Below are 23,749 nucleotides of genomic sequence, written 5' to 3' on the forward strand. Positions count from 1 at the left end.
GCAAGGCGACTATACCGCCCGGGCCAAGTCTGCGGCCAGCCCGATGTAGGAGCGCGGGGTCATCGCCAACAGGCGCGCCTTGGGCTCTTCGGGCAGGGCCAGGCCCTGGATGAATTCTCGCAGGCCTTCCTCGGTGATGCCCTTGCCGCGCGTCAAAGCCTTGAGTTGCTCGTACGGCTGCGGCAGGCCATAGCGGCGCATGACGGTCTGCACCGGCTCGGCCAGCACTTCCCAGCAAGCGTCGATGTCGGCGTCGATGGCGGCAGTGTTGACCTCAAGCTTGCCCAGGCCGCGCATGCAGGCATCCCAAGCCACCAGGCAGTAGCCCAGGCCCACGCCCAGATTGCGCAGCACGGTGGAGTCGGTCAGGTCGCGCTGCCAGCGGGAGATCGGCAGCTTGTCCGAGAGGTGGCGCAGCACAGCGTTGGCCAGGCCCAGGTTGCCTTCGGAGTTTTCGAAGTCGATCGGGTTGACCTTGTGCGGCATGGTGGAGGAACCGACCTCGCCTTCCTTCAGGCGTTGCTTGAAGTAGCCCAACGCCACGTAGCCCCAGATGTCGCGGTCCAGGTCCAGCACGATGATGTTGGCGCGCGTGATGGCGTCGAACAAGGCCGACATCCAGTCATGCGGCTCGATCTGGATGGTGTGGCGGTTCTGGGTCAGGCCCAGCCCGGCCAACACGCGCTGGCTAAAGGCGGGCCAGTCGATTTCAGGATAGGCCGACAGGTGGGCGTTGTAGTTGCCGGTGGCGCCGTTCAGCTTGGCCAGCGGTTCGACGGCCTCGACCGCGGCGATGGCGCGATTCAGGCGCGCGGCCACGTTGGCGAATTCCTTGCCCAGGGTCGTCGGGCTGGCGGGCTGGCCGTGGGTGCGCGACAGCATGGGCTGGTCGGCCTGGGCCACGGCCATGTCGTTCAGCTTGGCGGCCAGTTCGCGCAGGCGCGGCACCACGACCTCGTTGCGGGCGCGCGTCAGCATCAGCGCGTGCGAGGTGTTATTGATGTCTTCGGAGGTGCAGGCGAAGTGGATGAACTCGGCGGCGCGGGCCAGCTCGGCGTCATCGGCCACTTTTTCCTTCAGCCAGTACTCGACGGCCTTGACGTCATGGTTGGTGACGCGTTCGATGTCCTTGATGCGGGCGGCATCCGCTTCCGAGAAGTCGCGCACCAATTGTTGCAGGCGGGCGCGGGCGGCTTCGGAGAAGGCGGGCAGCTCCGGCAGGCCGGCGTCGGACAGCGCGACCAGCCAGGCCACTTCGACCTCGACGCGGTGCGCCATGAAACCGGCTTCGGAGAGCAGGCCGCGCAGCGCGTCGCCCCGGGAAGCGTACCGGCCATCCAATGGCGAAAGGGCGTTGAGTTGGCTGAGCTGTTCGGCGATTTGCATGGTCTGGAAGAGAAAAAGCGGGGAATGAGCGAATCGGGCGATTTTATCATCCGGAAGCGTGCAACATTGTGGCAAACTGACGAAGATTCCGGCCTCTTGGCCGTCTTGCCGTCATGCGGCCTGCTATACTTCGGCCGCTTTCCGACTCCGCTTGTGACTCCATGAAACTGATCGGCTCGCTTACCAGTCCTTACGTGCGCAAAGTGCGTATCGTCATGGCCGAGAAAAAGCTGGACTACCGGCTTGAACTCGAAAACGTCTGGTCCGCCGACACGCAGATCCAAACGTACAACCCGCTGGGCAAGGTGCCTTGCCTGGTCATGGAAGATGGCGGCGCCCTCTTCGATTCGCGCGTCATCGTCGAATACGTCGACACCCTGTCCCCTGTTGCCCGCCTGATTCCTCAGCCGGGGCGTGATCGCGCCGCGGTCAAGTGCTGGGAAGCCATCGCCGATGGCCTCCTGGACGCCTGCGTGACCATCGTCAAGGAAAACCAGCGCCCCGAGGCTCAGCGCAGCCCCGAATGGATCGAGCGCCAGTATTCCAAGATCCACGCCAGCCTGGACGCGATGAACAAGAGCCTGGGCGACAACGCCCACTGCATGGGCATCAACTACAGCCTGGCCGACATCGCCGTCGGCTGCGCGCTGGGCTACTTGGACCTGCGCTTCGCCGCGCTCGACTGGCGCGCCGACCACCAGAACCTGGCCCGCCTGTACGACAAGCTGTCGCAGCGGCAGTCCTTCATCGATACCGTTCCGGTGGTGTAGCCCCCCCGAGGCGCTGCGCGCCTCCCCCCAGGGGGCGCCGCTACGGACCGGCGGAGCCGGATCCGTGCGGCCCGGCTTCTGCTTGGCTGCGCTTCTGTTTTGCCTGCGCTTCTGTTTTGCCTTTGCTTCCGCGCCGCCTTTGCTACCGCATCGGCGGCGCTTCTACGTGGGCTGCGCTTTTCCATCGGCGCAGCCCTGTCCGGCTCAGGCGTTGAACGTCTGCCAGGCCTTGAACAGCATGTACGCGGCCAGCGCGAACAGCAGGCAGGCGAACACGCGCTTGAGCGTCTGCACCGGCAGGCGGTGCGCCATGCGCGCGCCCAAGGGCGCCGTCAGCACGCTGGTGCACACCAGCGCGATCAGGGCCGGCCAGTAGATGTAGCCCAGCATGCCCGGACGCGTTTCGCCCGAGTTCAGGCCCGACACCACATAACCGACGCTATTGGCCAGCGCAATGGGAAAGCCCAGCGCGGCCGAGGTTGACACCGCGTTGTGCAGGGCCACGTTGCACCAGACCATGAAAGGCACCGACAGGAAGCCGCCGCCCGCGCCCACCAGGCCGGACAAAAAGCCGATGCCCGCCCCGGCCGTGCTGGTGCCCACCACGCCCGGCATCTGGCGGCTGGGCTTGGGCTTCTTGTTCTGCAGCATGCTCCAGCCGGAATAGCCGACGAACAGCGCAAAGAACAGCGACAGCCACAGCGTGCTCAGCGCGGCGAAGACCGCGCCGCCCGAAAGCAGGCCGCCGATGATGATGCCCGGGGCCATCGCCCAGACGATGTTCCATTTGATCGTGCCGCGCTGCTGGTGCGCCCGCACGCTGGAAATGGAGGTGAACAGGATCGAGGTCATCGACGTGGCGATGGCGGCATGCACCACCAGGTCGGCAGGCATGCCCTTCCACGCGAACAGCATCGTCAGGAAAGGCACCAGCAACATGCCCCCGCCTATGCCCAGCAGGCCCGCGGCGAAACCCACCACGCCCCCCAGCACCAGCAGGCAAATCACCATCGTTACATCCACAACTCTCTCCTCTTTCTTCTTGGTAATGAACAAAGCCCCAGGGGCCGCGCCCCAGGGGCTTTGATTGAAATCCGCGCACGCCGCGCGGCGGATGCCGGCGCGGCGCCTACACCTACAGGATGATGCCGCCGCCCAGGCAAACCTCGCCATCGTAAAGCACGGCGGACTGTCCAGGCGTGACCGCCCACTGCGGTTCGGTAAAGCTCAGGCTGAAGGTGCCGCCGGCGGCGCCTTCCAGGCTGCACGCGGCATCGGCCTGGCGGTAGCGCGTCTTGGCGCCATAGGCGCCCGCGGCCGGCGCGTGACCAGCGACCCAGCTCGCGTCCTGCGCCCGCAGCTCGCCCGACAACAGCCAGGGGTGGTCATGCCCCTGCACCACGTAGAGCACATTGCGCTCCAGATCCTTGCGCGCCACGTACCAGGCTTCGGCCGTACCGTCCTCGCGCTGGCGCCCCTTCACCCCGCCCACGCCCAGGCCCTTGCGCTGGCCCAGCGTATAGAACGACAGCCCTTCGTGGCGGCCGACCTTCTGCCCTTCCGGCGTCATGATCGGGCCAGGCTCGGTCGGCAGATAGCGGTTCAGGAACTCGCGGAACGGCCGCTCGCCGATGAAGCAGATGCCAGTGGAATCCTTCTTGGCGGCGTTATGCAGGCCGATCTCGTGCGCAATGCGCCGCACCTCGGTCTTGTGGATCTCACCCAGCGGGAACATGGTGCGCGACAACTGCGCCTGGTTCAGCCGGTGCAGGAAGTAGCTCTGGTCCTTGGACGCGTCCAGCGCCTTGAGCAGTTGAAACTGCGTGCCGCCCCCCTCGGCCGGCACCTCGCGCACTCGGGCGTAGTGGCCGGTGGCGATGTGCTCGGCGCCCAGCGCCATGGCGTGGTCCAGAAAGGCCTTGAACTTGATCTCGGCATTGCACAGCACGTCCGGGTTCGGCGTGCGGCCCGCGGAGTACTCGCGCAGGAACTCCGCGAACACGCGGTCCTTGTATTCGGCGGCGAAATTGACGAACTCGAACTCGACCCCGACCAGATCCGCGACGCTGGCGGCGTCCAGCAGGTCTTGGCGGGTGGAGCAGTATTCGGAATCGTCGTCGTCTTCCCAGTTCTTCATGAACAGGCCGACGACCTCGTAGCCTTGCTGCTTGAGCAGCCAGGCGGTGACCGAAGAATCGACCCCGCCGGACATGCCGACGACAACGCGGCCTTTCTTGGTAAGTTTTTGACTCATGATGGGACTATTTTAGATCGGTCCGCGCATCTTCCCGCGGCTGCGGCTCGGCGGCCCGCGACACTTCCATCAGCCAGGTGCGGAAAGCCTGCAGGGTCGGAAGATTGGCCTTCTGCTCCGGGTAGCACAGGTAGTACCCCATGCGCGCCCGGATCGGCAGCTGGATGGCGACGGCCAGCTTGCCGTCGCGCAGCTCGTCTTCGATCAGGCAGCGCGGAATCAGCGCCACGCCGAAGCCAGCCGCGGCGGCCTGCGACAGCAGCGCATACTGGTCAAAGCGCGCGCCTTCCAGGCTGCGCCGGGTATCGCAGCCGGCCTGCTCGAACCAGTCGCGCCAGCCTTCCAGCGCCGAGGTGTGGTGCAGCAGCGGATAGGCCAGCAGGTCCGCGGGCGCCGCACAGCCGCCCGGGATCAGGCGCGGGCTGCAGACCGGCAGAATTTCGCGGCCGACGATGTAGTCCGCCCCGCTGCCTGGCCAGATGCCTTCGCCGAAGCGCACGGCGGCGTCCAGTTCAGGGGTGGAGAAGTCATAGCCCTGGCGGTGAGGCAGGAATTCGACGTGGATATCCGGCCGCAGGCGCATGAAGGCGGTCAGGCGCGGGATCAGCCAGCGCGCGCCGAAGGTCGGCATACAGGTCAGGTTGAGCGTGCCGCCCTGCCCCTGGTGCGCGATCAGTTCCACGGTGGCGGCTTCGATCTGCCCCAGCCCGGCCTGGATCTTGGTCAGGTAGCTGCGTCCGGCCTCGGTCAGGACCAGGCCTTGCCTGATCCGCAGGAATAGTTCGATGCCGACGAACTCCTCCAGATGTTTCACCTGCTTACTGACCGCACCCTGCGTGACACACAATTCCTGGGCCGCGCGCGTGAAGCTGCTATGTCTCGCGGCGACTTCGAACGCCTGGAGATCCGTGAGTGAGGGACAGAATCGCCGCATGGATGAGGTACGCAAATTGTTTCAGGCCGCGCAGCAAAAACAGCCCGGCTCCGGGCCGCCGCGAAAAAAGGCATGAAAAAAAGTCATAGCTTACGGAGAAACTTTCGTTTGCGCAAACCGGACCGCCAGGAAAGAATCGTTGCGTTTGCGTCTGCCTTTGCGCATCCGCTTTCCAATTCATTAGGGGAATCCATGCAACGCCGTAAAGTAGTACTGGGCCTGTGCGTCGCCGCCGCGACCCTCGCCGCGCCGCTGACCTCGGGTATCGCGCACGCTGAAGACGCGTATCCGACCAAGCCCATCCGCCTGATCGTTCCCTTCCCGCCCGGTGGCACCACCGACATCGTCGGCCGCCTGTTCGCCGACAAGCTCGGCAAGGAACTGGGCCAGACCGTCGTGGTGGAAAACCGCGGCGGCGCCGGCGGTTCGATCGGCAGCGCCTTCGTCGCCAGCAGTGCGCCGGACGGCTACACCCTGGGCATCGCCACCGTGAGCACCCACGGCATCAACCCGGCCATCTACCCGAACCTGCCGTTCGATGGCGAGAAGGACTTCACGCCCGTCTCGAACCTGGCGGCCGTGCCCAACATCATGACCATCAACCCGAAGGTCCAGGCCAAGAACATCGCCGACTTCATCAAGCTGGCCAAGAGCGAGCCGGGCAAGCTGACCTACGCGTCGGCCGGCAACGGTTCGGTTTCGCACATGATGGGCGAGCTGTTCAAGATGGCTTCGGGCACCAACCTGATGCACGTGCCGTACCGCGGCGTGGGCCCGGCGCTGAACGACGCGCTGGCCGGCCAGGTCGACGTCATGTATGACAACCTGCCCTCCTCGCTGCCGCACGTGCAGTCCGGCCGCCTGATCGCCATGGCCGTGGCCTCGCCCAAGCGCGTGGCCGCCCTGCCCGACGTGCCCACGTTCGCCGAAGCCGGCCTGCCGGCCGTGAACGACGCGTCCTGGTTCGGCCTGGTGGCTCCCGCCAAGCTGCCCCAGCCCGTGCTGGACAAGCTGAACGCCGCCGTGCAGAAGGTCAGCGCCGAAGCCGACGTCAAGAGCCGCCTGGAAGCCCTGGGCGCGGCGCCGGCCGCCAACACTCCGGCCGAATTCGCGGCGCAGATCTCGGCTGAAATCGCCAAGAACAAGCGCATCGCCAAAGAAGCCAACGTGAAGATCGACTAAGCGGTCTTCGGTCCTCGCGCGCCGCCCGGTGCGCGAGGACCTCCGATTAACGAACGCAACACCCCCTTATGCGAATTACCCAACCCCTGTCTTACCGGCTCGACCTCCCGCAGCAATATCCTGATTCGGACTCCTCGGCTCCCCTCGTGCTGGACTCCCCGCACAGCGGCACCGCCTACCCCCCCGATTTCGCGGCTGCGGTGGACTTTGGCGCATTGCGCACCGCCGAGGACACCTGGGTTGACGACCTGTGGGGCGACGCCATCGAAATGGGCGTACCGATGATTGCCGCCGCGTTCCCGCGCGCCTACATCGACGCCAACCGCTCGCCCGACGAAATCGACGAATTGCTGCTGGACGCCGCCTGGCCCGACGCCATCAACGCCTCGCCCAAGGTCAAGCTGGGCAAGGGCCTGATCTGGCGCATGCTGGACGACGGCACGCCGCTCTACAACCGCAAGCTGACGGTCGCGGAAGTGCGCCACCGCATCGACGCCTGCTGGAAGCCCTACCACGCCGCGCTGGGCCAGGTGCTGGACGCCGCCCACAAGAAGTTCGGCAAGGTCTGGCACATCAACTGCCACTCCATGCCCAGCATCGCCGGCGCCTACGCCACCGACCGCCCGGGCCTGGTGCACCCCGACTTCGTGCTGGGCGACCGCGACGGCAGCACCAGCGACCCGGCCTTCCGCGAATTCATCGCCGCCTGGCTGCGCGAACGCGGCTACAACGTCACCGTCAACGATCCCTACAAGGGCGTGGAACTGGTGCGCGCCTTCGGCCGCCCCGAAGAAGGCCGCCACAGCCTGCAGATCGAGATCAACCGCAAGCTCTACATGGACGAAGTCTCGCTGCGTCCTTCCGAAAACTACGGCCGCCTGAAGGCCGATCTGCGCGAACTCACCGCCGCGCTGATCACCTGGACTCGCGCGCAAACGGCTTGACGCCGGACGTTTGCGCGCAGGTGCCGGCCGGCATCAACGTCAGACCGGCCGGAGCAATTGGGTTGCAAGACCCCAGCCCCATGGTTCGCCATGGGGTTTTTTTTGGTTTGCCGCCGGGCATTGGCGGTCCTGCGCCCCCCCGTACTCTTCCCCCTCGCTTCCCAGGGGCGAGACACCTTTCCTTGCACTTTCCCGTGTATAACTGATGCCAACTAATGAGGAGAGGCGTAGATGCACATCGGGATACCAAAAGAAACCCGAGACGGGGAAACTCGTGTCGCAGCAACACCGGAGACCGTCAAGAAGTACGTAGGCGGGAAACACACCGTCATCGTGGAGCGCGGGGCAGGCACTGCCGCCCGCTATCTCGACGAAGCCTATGAGGCAGCGGGCGCCACGCTCGGCACCGCCCAGGATGCGCTGGGGGCAGAACTCGTCATGAAGGTGCGCGCGCCTTCTGCCGCGGAACTGCCCCAGATGAAATCCGGGGCTGTCGTGGTCGGCATGCTGGATCCCTTCGACGCCGAAGGCATCCAGCAGATCGCCGCCGCCGGACTCACCGGATTCGCGCTGGAAGCCGCGCCCCGCATCACGCGGGCCCAGAGCCTGGACGTGCTGTCCTCCCAGGCCAACCTGGCCGGCTACAAGGCCGTGCTGCTGGCGGCGCACCACTACGGCCGCCTCATACCCATGATGATGACTGCCGCGGGCACGCTGAAGGCCGCCCGCGCCGTCGTGCTGGGCACTGGCGTGGCCGGGCTGCAGGCCATCGCCACCGCCAAGCGGCTGGGCGCGGTGGTCGAAGCCTCGGACGTGCGCCCCGCCGCGCGCGAACAGGTGGAATCGCTGGGCGCCAAGTTCATCGACGTGCCTTTCGAGACGGACGAAGAACGCGAGATCGCGCAAGGCACGGGCGGCTACGCCCGGCCCATGCCGCCCGCCTGGATGGCGCGGCAGGCCGCGCTCGTGTCCGAGCGCTGCAAGCAGGCCGACATCGTCGTCACCACGGCGCTGATTCCCGGCCGCCCCGCCCCCACGCTAGTGTCCGCGGAAACCGTCGCGGCCATGAAGCCGGGTTCGGTGCTGGTGGACCTGGCGGTCGAACGCGGCGGCAATTGCCCGCTGTCCGAGAAAGGCCTGGTGGTGGAAAAGCATGGCGTGACGATCATCGGGCTGACCAACCTGCCCGGCCTGGTCGCGACCGACGCTTCGGCGCTGTATGCGCGCAACATCCAGGATTTCCTGAAGCTCATCATCAATGCGGACGGCGCGCTGGCGATCCAGCGCGACGATGAAATCGTCGCGGCCTGCCTGGTGTGCGAAGGCGGCAACGTGGCGCGGAGGAACTAACAGCATGGAAGCGATCAACCCCACCCTGATGAATCTCATCATCTTCGTGCTGGCCATCTATGTCGGCTACCACGTCGTGTGGAACGTCACCCCCGCCCTGCACACGCCCTTGATGGCCGTCACCAATGCCATTTCCGCCATCATCATCGTGGGCGCCATGCTGGCGGCCGCGCTGACCGAAGGCGGGCTGGCGCGCGGCATGGGCGTGTTCGCCGTGGCGCTGGCCGCGGTCAACGTGTTCGGCGGTTTTCTCGTGACCCGGCGCATGCTGGAAATGTTCAAGAAGAAGGACCGCAAGGCAGGCAAGGAGGAAGCGAAATGATCTCGCTGAACCTCGTCACCCTGCTGTACCTGATCGCCTCGGTCTGCTTCATCCAGGCGCTCAAGGGCCTGTCGCATCCGACCACGTCGCGGCTGGGCAATGCGTTCGGCATGGCCGGCATGGCGATCGCCGTGCTGACCACGGCCGCGCTCATCGTCGGGCTGGCGCGCGACGGCGCCGCCACCATCGGCCTGGGCTGGGTCGTGTTGGGCCTCTTGGTGGGCGGCTCCATCGGCACGCTGATGGCCAAGCGCGTCGAGATGACCAAGATGCCCGAGCTGGTCGCCTTCATGCACAGCATGATCGGCCTGGCGGCGGTCGCGATTGCGGTAGCCGTGGTGGCCGAACCGCATGCCTTCGGCATCGTGCCCGTCGGCGTGCCGATTCCCACCGGCAACCGCTTCGAGCTGTTCATCGGCACCTTCGTCGGCGCCATCACGTTCTCGGGTTCGGTCATCGCCTTCGGCAAACTGTCGGGCAAGTACAAGTTCCGCCTGTTCCAGGGCGCGCCGGTGGTGTTCTCGGGCCAGCACATGCTGAACCTGGCGCTGGCGCTGCTGATGCTGGCATGCGGCATCTGGTTCATGCTCACACAGGAATGGACGCCGTTCGTCATCATGACGCTCATCGCCTTCGTGCTGGGCGTCCTGATCATCATCCCGATCGGCGGCGCCGACATGCCGGTGGTGGTGTCCATGCTGAACAGCTACTCGGGCTGGGCGGCAGCCGGCATCGGCTTCTCGCTGAACAACCCCATGCTGATCATCGCCGGTTCGCTGGTGGGTTCTTCGGGCGCGATCCTGTCCTACATCATGTGCAAGGCGATGAACCGCTCGTTCTTCAACGTCATCCTGGGCGGCTTCGGCGGCCAGGCCGGCGCGGGCGCCGCGGCGGGCGATGCGCAGCAGCGCAGCGTCAAGTCGGGCAGCCCCGACGACGCCGCCTTCCTGATGACCAACGCCGAAAGCGTGACCATCGTTCCCGGCTACGGCCTGGCGGTGGCGCGCGCGCAGCACGCGCTGAAGGAACTGGCGGAAAAGCTCACCGAGCGCGGCGTGACCGTCAAGTACGCCATCCACCCGGTGGCGGGACGCATGCCCGGCCACATGAACGTGCTGCTGGCCGAGGCCGAAGTGCCTTACGACCAGGTCTTCGAAATGGAAGACATCAACAGCGAGTTCGGCCAGACCGACGTGGTGCTGGTGCTGGGCGCGAACGACGTGGTGAATCCGGCCGCCAAGAACGACCCGAAGTCGCCCATTGCCGGCATGCCCATCCTGGAAGCCTACAAGGCCCGCACCGTGATCGTGAACAAGCGGTCCATGGCTTCGGGCTACGCGGGCCTGGACAACGAGCTCTTCTACATGGACCGCACGATGATGGTTTTCGGCGACGCCAAGAAGGTGCTTGAAGACATGGTCAAGGCCGTGGAGTAAAACGCCCGGCGCCGGATGCCGCCTGGCGTCCGGCGCCTACGCGCCGCGCTGGCCCGCAGGCTGGCGCAACTGTTCGTCAACCACTTCGATCCAATGCCGCACCGGCGTGTCGGTGCCGCTTTGCAGGTGGCCGATGCAGCCGATGTTGGCGGACAGGATCACGTCCGGTCCGCCCGCGGCGATCGCGCCCAGCTTGCGGTCGCGCAGTTCCAGCGCGATCTCCGGATTCAACACCGAATAGGCGCCCGCCGAACCGCAGCACAAGTGCTTGTCGGCGAATGGCTGCAATGCAAAACCCAGATCCGCCAGCAATTGTTCCGACAGCGGCCGCAGGCCTTGCCAATGCTGCAGCGTGCATGGCGGATGGAAGGCCGCGCGCGTGCCCGCCGGCAGCCGCGAACGCAGTTGCGCCGCATGCGGCGCGACGATCTCGGCCACGTCCTTCACCAGCGCCACGATGTCCGCAGCCTTTTGCGCGTAGGCCGGATCGTGCCGCAGGTGATGCGCATACTCCTTGACCATGGCGCCGCAGCCGGACGCGTTCATCACAATGGCCTCGACCTTGCCATCCTGCAGCAGCGGCCACCAGGCATCAACGTTGGCGCGCATCTGCGCCAGCGCATCGTCCTGCGCGTCCAGGTGGAAACTGGCCGCACCGCAGCAGCCGGCGCCGGGGGCGATGCGCGCGCCTATGCCCACCGCGTCCAGCACGCGGATGGTGGCCGCATCGATGGTCGGCATCATGGCGGGCTGCACGCAGCCCGCCAGCATCAGCACCTGGCGCGCATGGCCCGCCACCTGCGGCAGCGGCCCCGCCGCGCGGCGCTCCGGCACCTTGCGCTTGAGCGCCTCCGGCAGCATGCCGCGCACCGCCTGCCCCAGCCGCATCGCGGGCGCGAACAGCGGCGACAGCATGGTCTTGCGCAACAAGGTGCGTTTGGTCTTGTCGGCCCAGCTGCGCGGCACGCGCTCTTCGACGATCTTGCGGCCGATATCCACCAGATGGCCGTACTGGACGCCGGACGGGCAAGTGGTCTCGCAATTGCGGCAAGTCAGGCAGCGGTCCAGGTGCTGCTGCGTGGACTGCGTGGGCTCGGCGCCCTCCAGCACCTGCTTGATCAGATAGATGCGTCCGCGCGGGCTGTCCAGCTCGTCGCCCAGCACCTGATACGTCGGACAGGTCGCGGTGCAGAAGCCGCAGTGCACGCAACGCCGCAGGATGGCGTCGGCCTCCTTGCCCAGATCGGTATCGCGTGCCCAGGATGCCAGATTGGTTTGCATGATGCCCTATAGATCCAGGACCAGGCGGCCGGGGTTGAACAGGCCGGCCGGATCGAGCTCTTGTTTGAGGCGGCGCGTGATCGAAGCGATCCCGGGCGCCAGAGGATGGAATACGCCGTCGGCAGGCGGCTTGCCCTGCCCGGCGCGGAACAGCGTGGCGTGGCCGCCCAGCCGCTCGGCGGTCTCGCGCAGCGTGGCGGCGTCTTGCTCACCCGACAGCCAGCGCTGGCCTCCCCCCCATTCCAATAAGGTCGGCCCCAGTCCCAACGCGGCGGCGGTGGGCGGCAACGCCAGGCGCCACAAGGGCCGGCCCGGCGTGAAGAAGGAATGCGTCTGCTCGCGCAGCGACCGCCACCAGGCCTGCGCAGCCTCGGGCGCCATTGGCGCGCCGCCTATTAGCTGGCGGGCGCTGGCGATCGCGGGCGGCGCGCCCGACAGGCGCACGGCCATCTGGCCTTCGGCGCCCTCATCGCCGCCGCTCCAGCTGGTGGCCGAGATCGGCAGGGGCTTGCCGCGCCACAGGGCGAAGCTGGCCAAGGCCTGAGCCTGCGTCGCCGGCAGCGCCAGGGTGATCTCTTCCATCGGCCGCGGCACGACCTTCAAGGACACTTCGAGTATGGCGCCGAAGATGCCGTGCGAACCGGCCAACAGGCGCGATACGTCATAGCCCGCCACGTTCTTCATGACCTCGCCGCCGAACGAGAGGATGCGGCCTTCCGAATCCAGCAGTTGCGCGCCCAGGACAAAATCCTTGAGCGCGCCGGCACTCATGCGGCGCGGGCCTGACAGCCCCGTGGCGACGCATCCTCCGACCGTGGCGGACGCCGAGAAATGCGGCGGCTCGAAGGCCAGCATCTGCCCGTTCTCGGCCAGCGCGGCTTCGAGCTCGGCCAGCGGCGTACCCGCGCGCACCGTCACCACCAGCTCCGACGGGTGGTAGCTGACGATGCCGCGATAGGGTGTCATGTCCAGCAGGCAGTGGCCGTCCTGCGGCGTCACCGGGCGGTAATTGCCATAGAACGCCTTGCTGCCCCCGCCCATCACGAACAGGGGTTTGTGGCCGGCACGGGCCGTCATGACCTGGTCGCACAATTCCGACAGGACGAAATCCATAAGGACAGGTCCTAGAAACGGGCGAGATCGGGGAAGCGCAACTCTCCCGCGTGGACGTGCATCTTGCCGTATTCGGCGCAGCGGGCCAGCGTAGGGATGACTTTTTCAGGATTGAGCAGGCAGGGCGGATCGAAGGCCCGCTTGACCGCCAGGAACGCGTCGAGTTCTTCGCGAGAGAATTGCACGCACATTTGATTTATTTTCTCCATACCCACACCGTGCTCTCCAGTCACGGTCCCTCCTACCTGCACGCACAGCTCGAGTATGGCGGCACCGAATTTCTCGGCGCGCTCCACCTCGTCCGGCTTGTTTGAATCGAACAGGATCAACGGATGCAGGTTGCCGTCGCCTGCGTGAAAGACGTTGGCGCAGCGCAGGCTGAATTCGTCTTCCATCTGCTCGATGGCGCCCAGCACGCGCGCCAGATGGCGGCGCGGTATCGTGCCGTCCATGCAATAGTAATCGGGCGATACGCGCCCCGCGGCCGGGAAGGCATTCTTGCGGCCGGCCCAGAACTTCAGGCGCTCGGCCTCTGACGACGAGACCTGGCAGCGCGTGGCTCCGGCCTCGCGGAACACGGCCTCCATGCGCGCAATCTCGTGCTCGACCTCTTCGGGCGTGCCGTCCGATTCGCACAGCAGGATGGCTTGCGCGTCCATGTCGTAGCCGGCGCGCACAAAGGGTTCGACCATGTGCGTCGCACGACGGTCCATCATCTCCAGACCCGCGGGTATCATGCCGGCCGCGATCACCTGCGTGACCGCATTGCCCGCCGCTTCCACGCTGGAAAAGCTGGCCATGACGACCTGCGCGCAGGCCGGCTTGGGAATGAGCTTGACCGTCACCTCCGTGACCACGCCCAGCATGCCTTCCGAACCGATGAAGACGGACAGCAAATCCAGGCCCGGCGCATCGGGCGCTTCGGAGCCCAGTTCAACCACATCGCCATCGATCGTCACAACCCGCACGCGCAGCACGTTGTGCACGGTCAGCCCGTACTTCAGGCAATGCACGCCGCCGGAGTTCTCCGCCACGTTGCCGCCGATGGAACAGGCGATCTGGCTGGAAGGATCAGGCGCGTAATACAGCCCGTAGGGCGCGGCCGCCTCCGAGATCGCCAGGTTGCGCACGCCGGGCTGCACGATGGCCGTGGCGCTGGCCAGGTCGATGTGCTTGATGCGATTGAACTTGGACAAGCCGAGCAACACGCCGCGGCTGTGCGGCATGGCGCCGCCGGACAAGCCGGTGCCGGCGCCGCGCGCGACGATCGGCGCATTCAGGCGTTTGCAGACGCGCATGACAGCCTGTACCTGCTCTTCCGTTTCGGGCAGGGCGACGACCGCAGGCAGCGCGCGATATAGGGAGAGGCCATCGCACTCGTAGGGGCGCGTATCTTCTTCGCGGAACAACACGCAGTGCGCGGGCAACACGGCCGACAACGCCTCGATGAGCTGCTGCAAAGAATAAGGCGCCTGCACTTGTGCCAGGCCGGTTTCGACCAATGAATTCATGAGCGCAACAATAGCGCGAGCGCCCGCCACTAGCAGACCGGGATTTACCCGCATCCGTGCACCTATGGCATGCCAGATAAGTAACCAGCCGTAATCTCTCGCCGCGCAGCGTGGCCGCCCCGCTCGTTCACGCCTGAGGATGGCAAGAAAAAAGCCGACGGCGCGCCGTCGGCTTCGGAAGTCGGCTGCGCTGCCGAAGCAGGCTTACCAGGACACGATCTTGCCAGGATTGAGGATGTTGTTCGGATCAAACGCGTGCTTCAGGCTGCGCATCAGATCCAGGGCGTCCTCGCCATGCTCTTCAGCCATGAACTGCATCTTGTGCAGGCCCACGCCGTGCTCGCCCGTGCAGGTGCCGTCGGCGGCGATCGCGCGGCGCACCAGATTGTGGTTGATGGTTTCGGATTCTTCCCATTCCTTGGCGCTGTCCGGATCGAGCAGCATCAGCACATGGAAGTTGCCGTCGCCCACGTGGCCCACGATCGTGTAGGGGAAGCTGGCGCGGTCCAGTTCCTCGACCGTCTCGCTCACGCAATCGGCCAGGCGCGAGATCGGCACGCAGACGTCGGTGGTGCTGGCGCGGCAGCCGGGGCGCAGTTGCAGGCCCGCGAAATAGGCATTGTGGCGGGCGGTCCACAGGCGGCTGCGGTCTTCGGGACGTTCGGCCCATTCGAAATCCATGCCGCCGTGATCGGCCGTGATCGCCTGTACGATCTCGGCCTGCTCCTGCACGCCGGCCGGGCTGCCGTGGAACTCGAACACCAGCAGCGGCGTTTCGCGCAGCGTCAGCTTGCTGTGCAGGTTCACCGCGCGCACGCTGGCGGCGTCCATGAATTCAACGCGGGCGATCTGCACGCCCATCTGGATGATTTCGATCACGCTCTGCACCGCCGAATCCAGCGTCGGGAAGTTGCAGACCGCGGCCGACACGGCTTCAGGCTGGGGATACAGGCGCACCGTCACTTCGGTGATGATGCCCAGGGTGCCTTCGCTGCCGACGAAGATGCGCGTCAGGTCGTAGCCGGCCGAGGACTTGCGGGCGCGGCCCGCGGTGCGGACGATGCGTCCATCCGCAGTCACCACGGTCAGCGACATGACGTTCTCGCGCATGGTGCCGTAGCGCACGGCATTGGTGCCGGAAGCGCGCGTGGCCGCCATGCCCCCCAGGCTGGCGTCGGCGCCCGGATCTATCGGAAAGAACAGGCCGGTATCGCGGATTTCGTCGTTGAGCTGCTTGCGCAGCACGCCAGCCTGCACGGTGGCGGTCAGGTCCTCGGCGTTGATCGCAAGAATCTTGTTCATCTGCGACAGGTCGAGACTGATGCCGCCCTGGATCGCGAGGATGTGGCCTTCGAGCGAAGAACCCGCGCCATAAGGGATCAAAGGAACGCGATGCTCGTTGCACAGCTTGGCGATCTCGGCCACTTCCTCGGTCGTGTGCGCGAAGACCACCGCGTCCGGCGGCATGGCCGGATAGGGAGATTCATCGCGGCCATGATGGTCGCGCATCGCGGCAGATTCGGACAGGCGGTCGCCAAAGCGCGCGCGCAAAGCATCCAGACAAGCGGCCGGCACCGGACGGCGCAGCGTTTCGGCATGCATGGGGGCATTCATGATCAGCGTGATCCTGGGTTAGATTGGTTGATCCGATTATTCTACGCCGCCGCGCGCGCCGCGCCGCAAACCGCCAGGCGCTAGCGGCCCTCAGTTTTACCAGGGACTTACTTGCCGGTCGTAAGGGCGACCCGGCGGCGTTCGCGCACCGCATGAGCCAAACGCTCGAGCACGGCGACCGAGGCGTCCCAGTCGATGCAGCCGTCGGTGATGCTCTGGCCGTAGACCAGCGGCGTGCCAGGCACCATGTCCTGGCGGCCGCCCAGCAGGTGGCTTTCAACCATGACGCCCACCAGGCGGCTGTCGCCCGCTTCCATCTGGCGCGCCACGTCTTCGATGACCAAGGGCTGGTTCTCGGGCTTCTTGCTGCTGTTGGCGTGGCTGGCGTCGATCATGATGCGCTGCGCCAGACCGGCCTTGGACATGTCCTGGCAGGCCGCTTCGATGCTGGCCGCATCGTAGTTCGGCGTCTTGCCGCCGCGCAGGATGACGTGGCAGTCCTCGTTGCCGGCCGTCGACACAATTGCGGAATGCCCGCCCTTGGTCACCGACAGGAAATGGTGCGGCTGGGAGGCAGCCTTGATCGCATCGACCGCGATCTTCACATTGCCGTCGGTGCCGTTCTTGAACCCCACCGGACACGACAGTCCCGATGCCAGCTCGCGATGCACCTGGCTTTCCGTCGTCCGAGCCCCGATCGCCCCCCAGGAGACCAGATCCGCGATGTACTGCGGCGTAATCATGTCCAGGAACTCGCAACCCGCCGGCAGTCCCATGCTGTTGATGTCCAGCAGCAGCTCGCGGGCGACGCGCACGCCCTTGTTGATGTCGAAGCTGCCGTCCAGATCCGGATCGTTGATCAAACCCTTCCAGCCCACGGTGGTGCGCGGCTTCTCGAAGTACACGCGCATCACGATTTCCAGGTCGGCGCTCAGCCGGTCGCGCACAGGCTTCAGACGCTTCGCATATTCGATGGCCGCGCGGGTGTCGTGGATGGAGCAAGGACCGATCACGACGATCATCCGGTCATCCATGCCGTGCAGGATGCGGTGCATCCCCTGGCGGGCGGCGAACACGGTGTCGGACGCCTCCTTGGTGCAGGCGAACTCGCGCATGACGTGCGCGGGCGGGTTCAGCTCTTTGATTTCTCGAATGCGAAGGTCGTCGGTATTGTGTGACACGGTACTGCTCCTGGGTTGCCCGCCGCGGGGATGTTTCCCGAGATGGTTTCCTCAACTGGCGGCGCAAAAAAAGCCGCCAGTTCGCTGGCGGCTTTTTTGGGGGGATTCTTTCCAAACTTCAGATTGAGCGCGTCCCTTCCTCCGCCAGCGGCTTCAGAAAACCATAAAAATAAAAATAAAAGGCGGGGGACGCGAATTTCATGGGGATTGACTCTAGCACAAATTTTTCGAGCCGTCATCCGTGTTTTTGAGTCAGGCGGTGCCGCCGACGGTCAGGCCTTCCATGCGGACCGTGGGCATGCCCACGCCCACGGGCACGCTCTGGCCATCCTTGCCGCACGTACCCACGCCGGAATCCAGCTGCAGGTCGTTGCCTATCATGGTGACGCGGTTCATGGCGTCCGGACCGTTGCCGATCAGGGTGGCGCCCTTGACCGGATAGGTCACCTTGCCGTTTTCGATCATGTAGGCTTCGGACGCCGAAAACACGAACTTGCCGTTGGTGATGTCGACCTGGCCACCGCCGAAATTGACCGCGTACAGCCCGCGCTTGACGGACGACACGATTTCCTCGGCCGGCTTGTCGCCCGCCAGCATGTAGGTGTTGGTCATGCGCGGCATCGGCAGGTGCGCGAACGATTCGCGGCGGCCGTTGCCGGTGGCGGCGGTCTTCATGAGGCGCGCGTTCAGCGTGTCCTGCATATAGCCGCGCAGGATGCCGTCCTCGATCAGCACGTTGCGCTGGGTGGCATTGCCTTCGTCGTCGATGTTGAGCGAGCCGCGGCGATCGGGGATGGTGCCGTCGTCGACCACCGTCACGCCCTTGGAGGCGACGCGCTCGCCGATGCGGCCCGAGAACACGCTGGACCCCTTGCGGTTGAAGTCGCCTTCCAGCCCGTGGCCGACAGCCTCGTGCAACAGGATGCCGGGCCAGCCCGAACCCAGCACGACAGTCATTTCACCGGCCGGCGCGGGGCGCGCTTCCAGGTTCACCATGGCCTCGTGCACCGCGCGCTCGACGTAGCCCTGCAGCATTTCATCCGTGAAATAGGCCAGGCCCAGGCGGCCGCCGCCGCCCGCGTGACCCATTTCGCGGCGGCCATTGCGCTCGGCGATGACGGTCAGCGACAAGCGCACCAGCGGGCGCACGTCGGCGGCCAGGCGGCCGTCGCTGCCGGCTACCAACACCACGTCATATTCGGCGCCCAGGCCCGCCATGACCTGAATCACGTGCGGATCGCGGGCGCGCGCCATGCGCTCCACGCGTTCCAGCAGCGCGACCTTCTCGGGAGCGCTCAAGGTGGCAACCGGATCGATATCGGCATACAGGCTGCGGCCGATCTCGGCTTCGACCTGCGCCGCCACCTTTACCTTGCCGGCGCCGCGGCGCGCGATGCCGCGCACCGCGTGCGCAGACGACAACAGCGCTTCGGGCGACAGCGAATCCGAATAGGCAAAGGCGGTTTTCTCGCCGCTCACGGCACGTACCCCGACGCCCTGGCTGATCGAGAAACTGCCGGTCTTGACGATGCCCTCTTCCAGGCTCCAGCCCTCGCTGCGCGTGTACTGGAAATACAGGTCGGCGTAGTCGACCTTGTGAGTGAAGATCTCACCCAGCGCGCGCGCCATGTCCGCCTCGGTCAGGCCCCAGGGGTCTAGCAGCAGGGATTTGGCGGTGGCGAGGGAAGCAATGGCGGGATCGATGATTTTCATGGGGCTCTGTACAGGAGGCGGCGGCGCGCTGGCGCGCGCTCGCGGTGATACTCGAGATCATATCGTAACGCTGGCGCGGCCTGGTCGTCGGGCCGCGCGCCCCGCCGGGAAACACGCTGGGGCGAAAAATACCACGGGCATTATTTACGCGTGCGGGCGGGGTCGGAATATTACATACCGGGCTGCACCGACAAGCTCAAACAATGTTCGATGCGCCCCTTTTTTCGGGTGCTCATAGGACTTTTTCGACCAGCAGGCATACAGGCAAAGGTATTCCCGAGGCGCGCACCAAACTCGTCATACAACTTGACATGAAAATGAAATACGCCAATGAGACCGCTGGGCGCATAGCACAGAATCCTGTCGGACCATGCCTGGCGAATATCAGACCGCAAGACTATTCATTTGTTCCCGCCGTTGCGTCATCAGACTTCCGCAAACGCCGCACCCGCGGCAGGTCCGATGCGGGACGTCAGGCCTGGAGCCCCGTATTTGCGCGCTTTGCGAGACAAACCGAACAGATGCAAGGGCATGCGCGGCTATTCGTCCGCCTCGTGAACCAATACCCCTATTGTTTCAAGTTGTCCCAAATTCGAGAATATCCTTCCCAATACTTGGCTCGTTGCAGGCACTCCCAGACCGAAAAACGGTATCGGACTCTTTTGATACAAAGTAATTGCATCAGAAACCAGGAAGTCAAGCCGTAACTTCTGTATTATGCGAAGCACAACAATTACACAATAACTTCGCCGGCGATTACAGCAGTTCCATAATCAGGAATAAACCATGGCCCGAGAATCCTACGCAGCACTGCAAGCAAAGATCGAAAAGGAAATCAACAAGCTACAAAAGAAGGCTGAAGTCCTGCAAACCAAGCGTCGCAAGCCCGTGATCACGCAGATCATCACGTCGATGCGCGAGTACGACATCACGCCTGAAGAGATCGTCGCAGCCTATGGCGCCGGCAAGCCCGCCCGCGCCGCCGCCGCCGGTGGCCGCCGCAAGGCTGGCCCCGCTGCCCGTCCGGCCAACGCCGCCAAACGCGCCGTTGCGCCCAAGTACCGCCATCCTCAAACAGGGGAAACGTGGAGCGGCCGTGGCAAGGCTCCCCGCTGGCTCGCCGCGGAAGAAGCCGCAGGCGCAACCCGCGACAGTTTTCTTATCAAAGAATAAAAACCTATCCGCCAGTAAGAAAAAAATCGGCGCACCATATTGGTGCGCCGATTTTATTTAAAGACAGGCCTCAAAAGGCCGCCCGATTTCATTGCACCGGGAAGCGGATTTCGCGCTCCGCGCCATTATTCCCGGGAAAATTATCAAATATTGCGCGTACCAGGTACGGCATGGTGCGCAGGAAATCGTCGCGCTCGCTCAGTATGAAAGCGCTGGAACGGTATACCTCGGCGCCGCCGCGCTGCGTGTCATAGATATGCAGGGTGAGGGTATTGCGTTGCACGGCCATGGGTACGTCGACCCATTCCGGGCCCCAGTAGCCATACCCCGCTCCCCACGGCCGCGGGCCGTAGAAACCGCCATAGCCGTAGCCGCCATAGAAATATGGATCGTATGGACGCTGCACCATTATCTGGGTCTGCGTGGTGCCGTAGTTGAACGACACGTCGAAACGACCCTTTGCGCCGGGCTTGGCCTCGACCAGGCCGGTCGCGCCTATGCCGGCCCGCACCATGTCCTGATAGGACTGATATTCAAGATTGTTGTTTTGCGAAGCATCGGCAGCGATGAACTGGTAGGTCTGCCCCTCCACGCCCGCGGGCCATTGCTGAAAGGAAGTGACCCTCGCGGAAACCGTGGGAGCGGCACAACCCGTCAGGGCAAACGCCCCCGCCACGGCCAGCAGACCGGCCCAGCGGCGCATATTGAACATGGACAACCTCGACATTTGACACCTCTGCGGCGCGCGACGGCGCCATGATACTGACTTTGACTCAGACCGCTACAAAAAGTTTACGGTACGCCAAACGGCCCAGGGCGGTGCATCATGCCCAGCCACTACAATAGAGCCTTCGTTCATACAGGACTGCAATCCCATGCGCACAGACACGCCCGTAACCGTATATCGCAAGGATTACCAGCCCTACCCCTACGACATTCCCGAAGTCGCCCTCGCCTTCGATCTCGCGCCGGACGCGACCGAAGTGCGCTGCACGATGCAAGTGCAGCGCAAGGCCGGGGCCAGCGCCGACGCCGCCCTGATCCTGGACGGCGAAGACCTGGAGCTCGTCTCGGTAGGCGTGAATGGCGCGCCCCTGCCCGCCGACCGCTATCGCCTGTCCGAACACAGCCTGGCCCTTTACGGCCTGCCGCCCAGCGCCACGGTGGAAATCGTCAGCCGCTGCAAACCGTCGGCCAATTCCACGCTGATGGGCCTGTACGTCTCGGGCGGCAACTTCTTCACCCAATGCGAGGCCCAGGGCTTTCGCCGCATCACGTGGTTCGCCGACCGGCCCGACGTGATGTCGCGCTACCGCGTGACCCTGCGCGCCCAGCCGGAGTATCCGGTGCTGCTTTCCAACGGCAACCTGCTGGCCACGCGCCAACTGCCCGACGGCCGCAACGAGGTCGAATGGGAAGATCCCTTCCCCAAGCCCTGCTACCTGTTCGCGCTGGTGGCCGGCAAGCTCACGCACCGCGAAACCACCGTCAAGACGTCCAGCGGCCGCGACGTGCTGCTGCAGGTCTACAGCGATCCAGGTTCGGAATCCAAGACCGAATGGGCGCTGGATTCGCTGGTGCGCGCGCTGCGCTGGGACGAAAGCCGCTTCGGCCTGGAGTTGGACCTGGACCGCTTCATGATCGTGGCAGTCCATGACTTCAACATGGGCGCGATGGAAAACAAGGGCTTGAACATCTTCAACGCCGCCTACGTGCTGGCGGATGCGGATACTGCCACGGACGCCAACTATGAAGGCATCGAATCCGTCATCGGACACGAGTACTTCCACAACTGGACCGGCAACCGCGTCACCTGCCGCGACTGGTTCCAGCTGAGCCTGAAGGAAGGCCTGACCGTCTTCCGCGACCAGGAATTCAGCGCCGACATGATGGCCCACGGCATGGATGCCGCCGAGGCCGCGAGCGCGCGCGCGGTCAAGCGCATCGACGACGTGGTGGCGCTGCGCGCCGCCCAGTTTCCGGAAGACGCCGGCCCCATGGCCCATCCGATCCGGCCTGAAAGCTACCAGGAGATCGGCAACTTCTACACGGCGACCGTGTACGAGAAAGGCGCCGAAGTCATCCGCATGCAGCACACCCTGCTGGGCGAGGCGGGCTTTCGCGCCGGCATGGACGAGTACTTCCGCCGCCATGACGGCCAGGCCGTGACCTGCGACGACTTCGTGGCCGCCATGGAATCCGTCTACGTGCGCCAGCATCCGGACCGCGACCTGTCCGTGTTCCGCCGCTGGTACCGCCAGGCCGGCACGCCGCGCGTGACCGTCAAGCTCGACCACGACGCCGCAACGCGCCGTTGCACCGTGACGCTCACCCAGGAATGCCCGCCGGTCGGCGTGGAAAAGAAGGCCGGCGCCGATTACGTGAAGGCCCCCTTCCACATCCCGTTCGCCATCGGCTTGCTGGACCGCGACGGCCGCGCACTGCCGCTGCGCCATGCCGGCGCGGTCCTGGACACCGCGCTGCTGGAACTGACGCAGCAAAGCCAGCAATGGATATTCGAGGATATCGCCGAGCGTCCTGTGCCGTCGCTATTGCGCGACTTCTCGGCCCCGGTCATCGTCGACTACGACTGGACCAACGAAGAACTGGCCCTGCTGTCGGCGCACGACGGCAATCCCTTCGCCCGTTGGGAAGCCGGCCAGGAATTCGCCACCCGCCAGATCCTGGCGCTGGCCGAGGCCCGCCAGGCCGGCAAGACCCTGCATGCCGACGCCGCCTTCATCGAGACCTGGCGCGCGCTGCTGACCGATCCGGCTCTGGACGCCGCCTACCGCGCCCGCGCCCTGGCCCTGCCGTCCGAAAAGACCCTGGCCGAACGCATGCAGCAGGTGGACCCGCCTGCCCTGGCGGTCGCACGCGACTTCCTGCGTGCCGAACTGGGACGCCAGTTGGCCGCCGAGTTCCGCCTGGCATTCGACGACAACCAGACGCCGGGCGAATACAGCCCGGCGCCGGTTCCGGCCGGCAAGCGCGCCTTGAAGAACCTGGCGCTCAGCCACCTGATGGCGGCGGGCGAACTCGATGCCCAGCGCCTGGCCGAGCAGCAGTACGAAAAGGCCGGCAACATGACCGACAGCATGGCGGCGCTGTCCGCGCTGATCAATTTCGGCCAGGGCGACTTCCCGCATAAGGCGCTTGCCGCTTTCTACGACAAATGGCGCGACAACGCCCTGGTGGTGGACAAGTGGTTCGCCCTGCAGGCCGCGGCCCGCTCGACCACCGTGCAGACCGCGCGCGAGCTGATGCAGCACCCCGCATTCACCCTGCGCAACCCGAACCGCGCGCGCTCGCTGATCTTCCAGTTCTGCCTGAACAACGCCCGCGGCATGCATCACCCCGACGGCACCGGCTACGCCTTCTGGGCCGAGCAGGTGCTGGCGCTGGACGCCCTCAACCCCGAGATCGCCGCCCGCCTGGCGCGCGCGCTGGACAACTGGGCACGCTTCGTGCCCGCCCTGCGCACGCCCATGCAGGCCGCCCTGCAGCGGGTGCGCGCCCAGGAAGGCCTGTCGCGCAATGTGCAGGAAATCGTATCCAAGGCTTTAGAATTCGCAGCATAGGAGG

At 65.4% G+C, this 23,749-nt stretch carries 19 protein-coding genes; 8 read left to right on the forward strand and 11 right to left on the reverse strand.

Annotated elements, in window-relative coordinates:
• Nucleotides 1-9 precede the first annotated feature (9 nt).
• Nucleotides 10-1,386, reverse strand: a complete 1,377-nt coding sequence (gene purB, locus IAG39_RS22000; protein WP_059378553.1) for an adenylosuccinate lyase — start codon at nucleotides 1,384-1,386, stop codon at nucleotides 10-12.
• Nucleotides 1,387-1,547: 161 nt separating this feature from the next.
• On the opposite strand from purB, the gene IAG39_RS22005 reads away from it, so the two are divergent.
• Complete coding sequence (locus IAG39_RS22005) at nucleotides 1,548-2,156, forward strand: glutathione S-transferase (RefSeq protein ID WP_118932204.1); 609 nt, start codon at nucleotides 1,548-1,550, stop codon at nucleotides 2,154-2,156.
• A gap of 204 nt (nucleotides 2,157-2,360) precedes the next feature.
• On the opposite strand, the gene IAG39_RS22010 is transcribed toward IAG39_RS22005, so the two are convergent.
• From IAG39_RS22010 to gcvA, 3 genes are all read right to left on the reverse strand, one after another.
• Nucleotides 2,361-3,179, reverse strand: a complete 819-nt coding sequence (locus IAG39_RS22010) for a sulfite exporter TauE/SafE family protein (RefSeq protein ID WP_118932203.1) — start codon at nucleotides 3,177-3,179, stop codon at nucleotides 2,361-2,363.
• A 112-nt stretch (nucleotides 3,180-3,291) separates the two neighbouring features.
• Entirely contained in the window at nucleotides 3,292-4,410 is a 1,119-nt protein-coding gene (gene mnmA, locus IAG39_RS22015) for a tRNA 2-thiouridine(34) synthase MnmA (RefSeq protein ID WP_059379148.1), read from the reverse strand.
• Nucleotides 4,411-4,417: 7 nt separating this feature from the next.
• Entirely contained in the window at nucleotides 4,418-5,344 is a 927-nt protein-coding gene (gcvA, locus tag IAG39_RS22020; RefSeq protein ID WP_059379149.1) for a transcriptional regulator GcvA, read from the reverse strand.
• Nucleotides 5,345-5,536: 192 nt separating this feature from the next.
• Here gcvA and IAG39_RS22025 point away from each other — a divergent pair, with 192 nt between their 5' ends.
• From IAG39_RS22025 to IAG39_RS22045, 5 genes are all read left to right on the forward strand, one after another.
• Nucleotides 5,537-6,526 (forward strand): Bug family tripartite tricarboxylate transporter substrate binding protein, encoded by a 990-nt coding sequence (locus IAG39_RS22025; protein WP_059379151.1) that lies wholly within the window; start codon nucleotides 5,537-5,539, stop codon nucleotides 6,524-6,526.
• Nucleotides 6,527-6,594: 68 nt separating this feature from the next.
• On the forward strand, nucleotides 6,595-7,470 hold the full coding sequence (locus tag IAG39_RS22030) for an N-formylglutamate amidohydrolase (RefSeq protein WP_118932202.1): 876 nt from the start codon (nucleotides 6,595-6,597) through the stop codon (nucleotides 7,468-7,470).
• Between the two features lie 231 nt (nucleotides 7,471-7,701).
• Nucleotides 7,702-8,820: a Re/Si-specific NAD(P)(+) transhydrogenase subunit alpha gene (locus tag IAG39_RS22035; RefSeq protein WP_118932201.1), complete on the forward strand. Its 1,119-nt coding sequence runs from the start codon at nucleotides 7,702-7,704 to the stop codon at nucleotides 8,818-8,820.
• Between the two features lie 4 nt (nucleotides 8,821-8,824).
• The gene (locus IAG39_RS22040; RefSeq protein WP_013392581.1) at nucleotides 8,825-9,142 is read left to right on the forward strand and encodes an NAD(P) transhydrogenase subunit alpha; all 318 of its coding nucleotides are present in this window, start codon (nucleotides 8,825-8,827) and stop codon (nucleotides 9,140-9,142) included.
• Nucleotides 9,139-10,578 carry an NAD(P)(+) transhydrogenase (Re/Si-specific) subunit beta gene (locus tag IAG39_RS22045; protein ID WP_059379158.1) on the forward strand — a complete coding sequence of 480 codons (1,440 nt, stop codon included), beginning with the start codon at nucleotides 9,139-9,141 and terminating at the stop codon, nucleotides 10,576-10,578. Before IAG39_RS22040 ends, IAG39_RS22045 begins: the two co-directional genes overlap by 4 nt.
• A 36-nt stretch (nucleotides 10,579-10,614) precedes the next feature.
• On the opposite strand, the gene glcF is transcribed toward IAG39_RS22045, so the two are convergent.
• From glcF to tldD, 6 genes are all read right to left on the reverse strand, one after another.
• Entirely contained in the window at nucleotides 10,615-11,859 is a 1,245-nt protein-coding gene (gene glcF, locus IAG39_RS22050; protein ID WP_059379160.1) for a glycolate oxidase subunit GlcF, read from the reverse strand.
• 6 nt (nucleotides 11,860-11,865) lie between these two features.
• Nucleotides 11,866-12,972 (reverse strand): glycolate oxidase subunit GlcE, encoded by a 1,107-nt coding sequence (gene glcE / locus IAG39_RS22055; RefSeq protein WP_118932200.1) that lies wholly within the window; start codon nucleotides 12,970-12,972, stop codon nucleotides 11,866-11,868.
• Nucleotides 12,973-12,983: 11 nt separating this feature from the next.
• On the reverse strand, nucleotides 12,984-14,483 hold the full coding sequence (locus tag IAG39_RS22060; protein WP_059379164.1) for an FAD-linked oxidase C-terminal domain-containing protein: 1,500 nt from the start codon (nucleotides 14,481-14,483) through the stop codon (nucleotides 12,984-12,986).
• Nucleotides 14,484-14,687: 204 nt separating this feature from the next.
• Nucleotides 14,688-16,097: an FAD-binding oxidoreductase gene (locus tag IAG39_RS22065; protein ID WP_059379166.1), complete on the reverse strand. Its 1,410-nt coding sequence runs from the start codon at nucleotides 16,095-16,097 to the stop codon at nucleotides 14,688-14,690.
• 107 nt (nucleotides 16,098-16,204) lie between these two features.
• Nucleotides 16,205-17,278 carry a 3-deoxy-7-phosphoheptulonate synthase AroG gene (aroG, locus tag IAG39_RS22070; RefSeq protein ID WP_059379168.1) on the reverse strand — a complete coding sequence of 358 codons (1,074 nt, stop codon included), beginning with the start codon at nucleotides 17,276-17,278 and terminating at the stop codon, nucleotides 16,205-16,207.
• Nucleotides 17,279-17,530: 252 nt separating this feature from the next.
• Nucleotides 17,531-18,991 (reverse strand): metalloprotease TldD, encoded by a 1,461-nt coding sequence (tldD, locus tag IAG39_RS22075; protein ID WP_013392574.1) that lies wholly within the window; start codon nucleotides 18,989-18,991, stop codon nucleotides 17,531-17,533.
• A gap of 786 nt (nucleotides 18,992-19,777) precedes the next feature.
• On the opposite strand from tldD, the gene IAG39_RS22080 reads away from it, so the two are divergent.
• Nucleotides 19,778-20,164 carry an H-NS family nucleoid-associated regulatory protein gene (locus IAG39_RS22080; RefSeq protein ID WP_118932199.1) on the forward strand — a complete coding sequence of 129 codons (387 nt, stop codon included), beginning with the start codon at nucleotides 19,778-19,780 and terminating at the stop codon, nucleotides 20,162-20,164.
• Nucleotides 20,165-20,252: 88 nt separating this feature from the next.
• Here the strand turns inward: IAG39_RS22080 and IAG39_RS22085 are convergent, their stop codons facing one another.
• On the reverse strand, nucleotides 20,253-20,891 hold the full coding sequence (locus tag IAG39_RS22085; protein WP_118932198.1) for a DUF4136 domain-containing protein: 639 nt from the start codon (nucleotides 20,889-20,891) through the stop codon (nucleotides 20,253-20,255).
• 148 nt (nucleotides 20,892-21,039) lie between these two features.
• On the opposite strand from IAG39_RS22085, the gene pepN reads away from it, so the two are divergent.
• Nucleotides 21,040-23,745, forward strand: coding sequence for an aminopeptidase N (pepN, locus tag IAG39_RS22090; RefSeq protein ID WP_118932197.1), 2,706 nt, complete (start codon nucleotides 21,040-21,042; stop codon nucleotides 23,743-23,745).
• Nucleotides 23,746-23,749 lie beyond the last annotated feature (4 nt).

This window comes from Achromobacter xylosoxidans (assembly GCF_014490035.1).
Taxonomy (GTDB): domain Bacteria; phylum Pseudomonadota; class Gammaproteobacteria; order Burkholderiales; family Burkholderiaceae_B; genus Achromobacter; species Achromobacter bronchisepticus_A.

Bases quoted from the DNA above. Each gene is read 5' to 3' on its own strand.
- purB (WP_059378553.1), bottom strand. From the start codon at position 1,386: ATGCAAATCGCCGAACAGCTCAGCCAACTCAACGCCCTTTCGCCATTG.
- IAG39_RS22005 (WP_118932204.1), top strand. From the start codon at position 1,548: ATGAAACTGATCGGCTCGCTTACCAGTCCTTACGTGCGCAAAGTGCGT.
- mnmA (WP_059379148.1), bottom strand. From the start codon at position 4,410: ATGAGTCAAAAACTTACCAAGAAAGGCCGCGTTGTCGTCGGCATGTCC.
- gcvA (WP_059379149.1), bottom strand. From the start codon at position 5,344: ATGCGGCGATTCTGTCCCTCACTCACGGATCTCCAGGCGTTCGAAGTC.
- IAG39_RS22025 (WP_059379151.1), top strand. From the start codon at position 5,537: ATGCAACGCCGTAAAGTAGTACTGGGCCTGTGCGTCGCCGCCGCGACC.
- IAG39_RS22030 (WP_118932202.1), top strand. From the start codon at position 6,595: ATGCGAATTACCCAACCCCTGTCTTACCGGCTCGACCTCCCGCAGCAA.
- IAG39_RS22035 (WP_118932201.1), top strand. From the start codon at position 7,702: ATGCACATCGGGATACCAAAAGAAACCCGAGACGGGGAAACTCGTGTC.
- IAG39_RS22040 (WP_013392581.1), top strand. From the start codon at position 8,825: ATGGAAGCGATCAACCCCACCCTGATGAATCTCATCATCTTCGTGCTG.
- IAG39_RS22045 (WP_059379158.1), top strand. From the start codon at position 9,139: ATGATCTCGCTGAACCTCGTCACCCTGCTGTACCTGATCGCCTCGGTC.
- glcF (WP_059379160.1), bottom strand. From the start codon at position 11,859: ATGCAAACCAATCTGGCATCCTGGGCACGCGATACCGATCTGGGCAAG.
- glcE (WP_118932200.1), bottom strand. From the start codon at position 12,972: ATGGATTTCGTCCTGTCGGAATTGTGCGACCAGGTCATGACGGCCCGT.
- IAG39_RS22060 (WP_059379164.1), bottom strand. From the start codon at position 14,483: ATGAATTCATTGGTCGAAACCGGCCTGGCACAAGTGCAGGCGCCTTAT.
- IAG39_RS22065 (WP_059379166.1), bottom strand. From the start codon at position 16,097: ATGAATGCCCCCATGCATGCCGAAACGCTGCGCCGTCCGGTGCCGGCC.
- tldD (WP_013392574.1), bottom strand. From the start codon at position 18,991: ATGAAAATCATCGATCCCGCCATTGCTTCCCTCGCCACCGCCAAATCC.
- IAG39_RS22080 (WP_118932199.1), top strand. From the start codon at position 19,778: ATGGCCCGAGAATCCTACGCAGCACTGCAAGCAAAGATCGAAAAGGAA.
- IAG39_RS22085 (WP_118932198.1), bottom strand. From the start codon at position 20,891: ATGTCGAGGTTGTCCATGTTCAATATGCGCCGCTGGGCCGGTCTGCTG.
- pepN (WP_118932197.1), top strand. From the start codon at position 21,040: ATGCGCACAGACACGCCCGTAACCGTATATCGCAAGGATTACCAGCCC.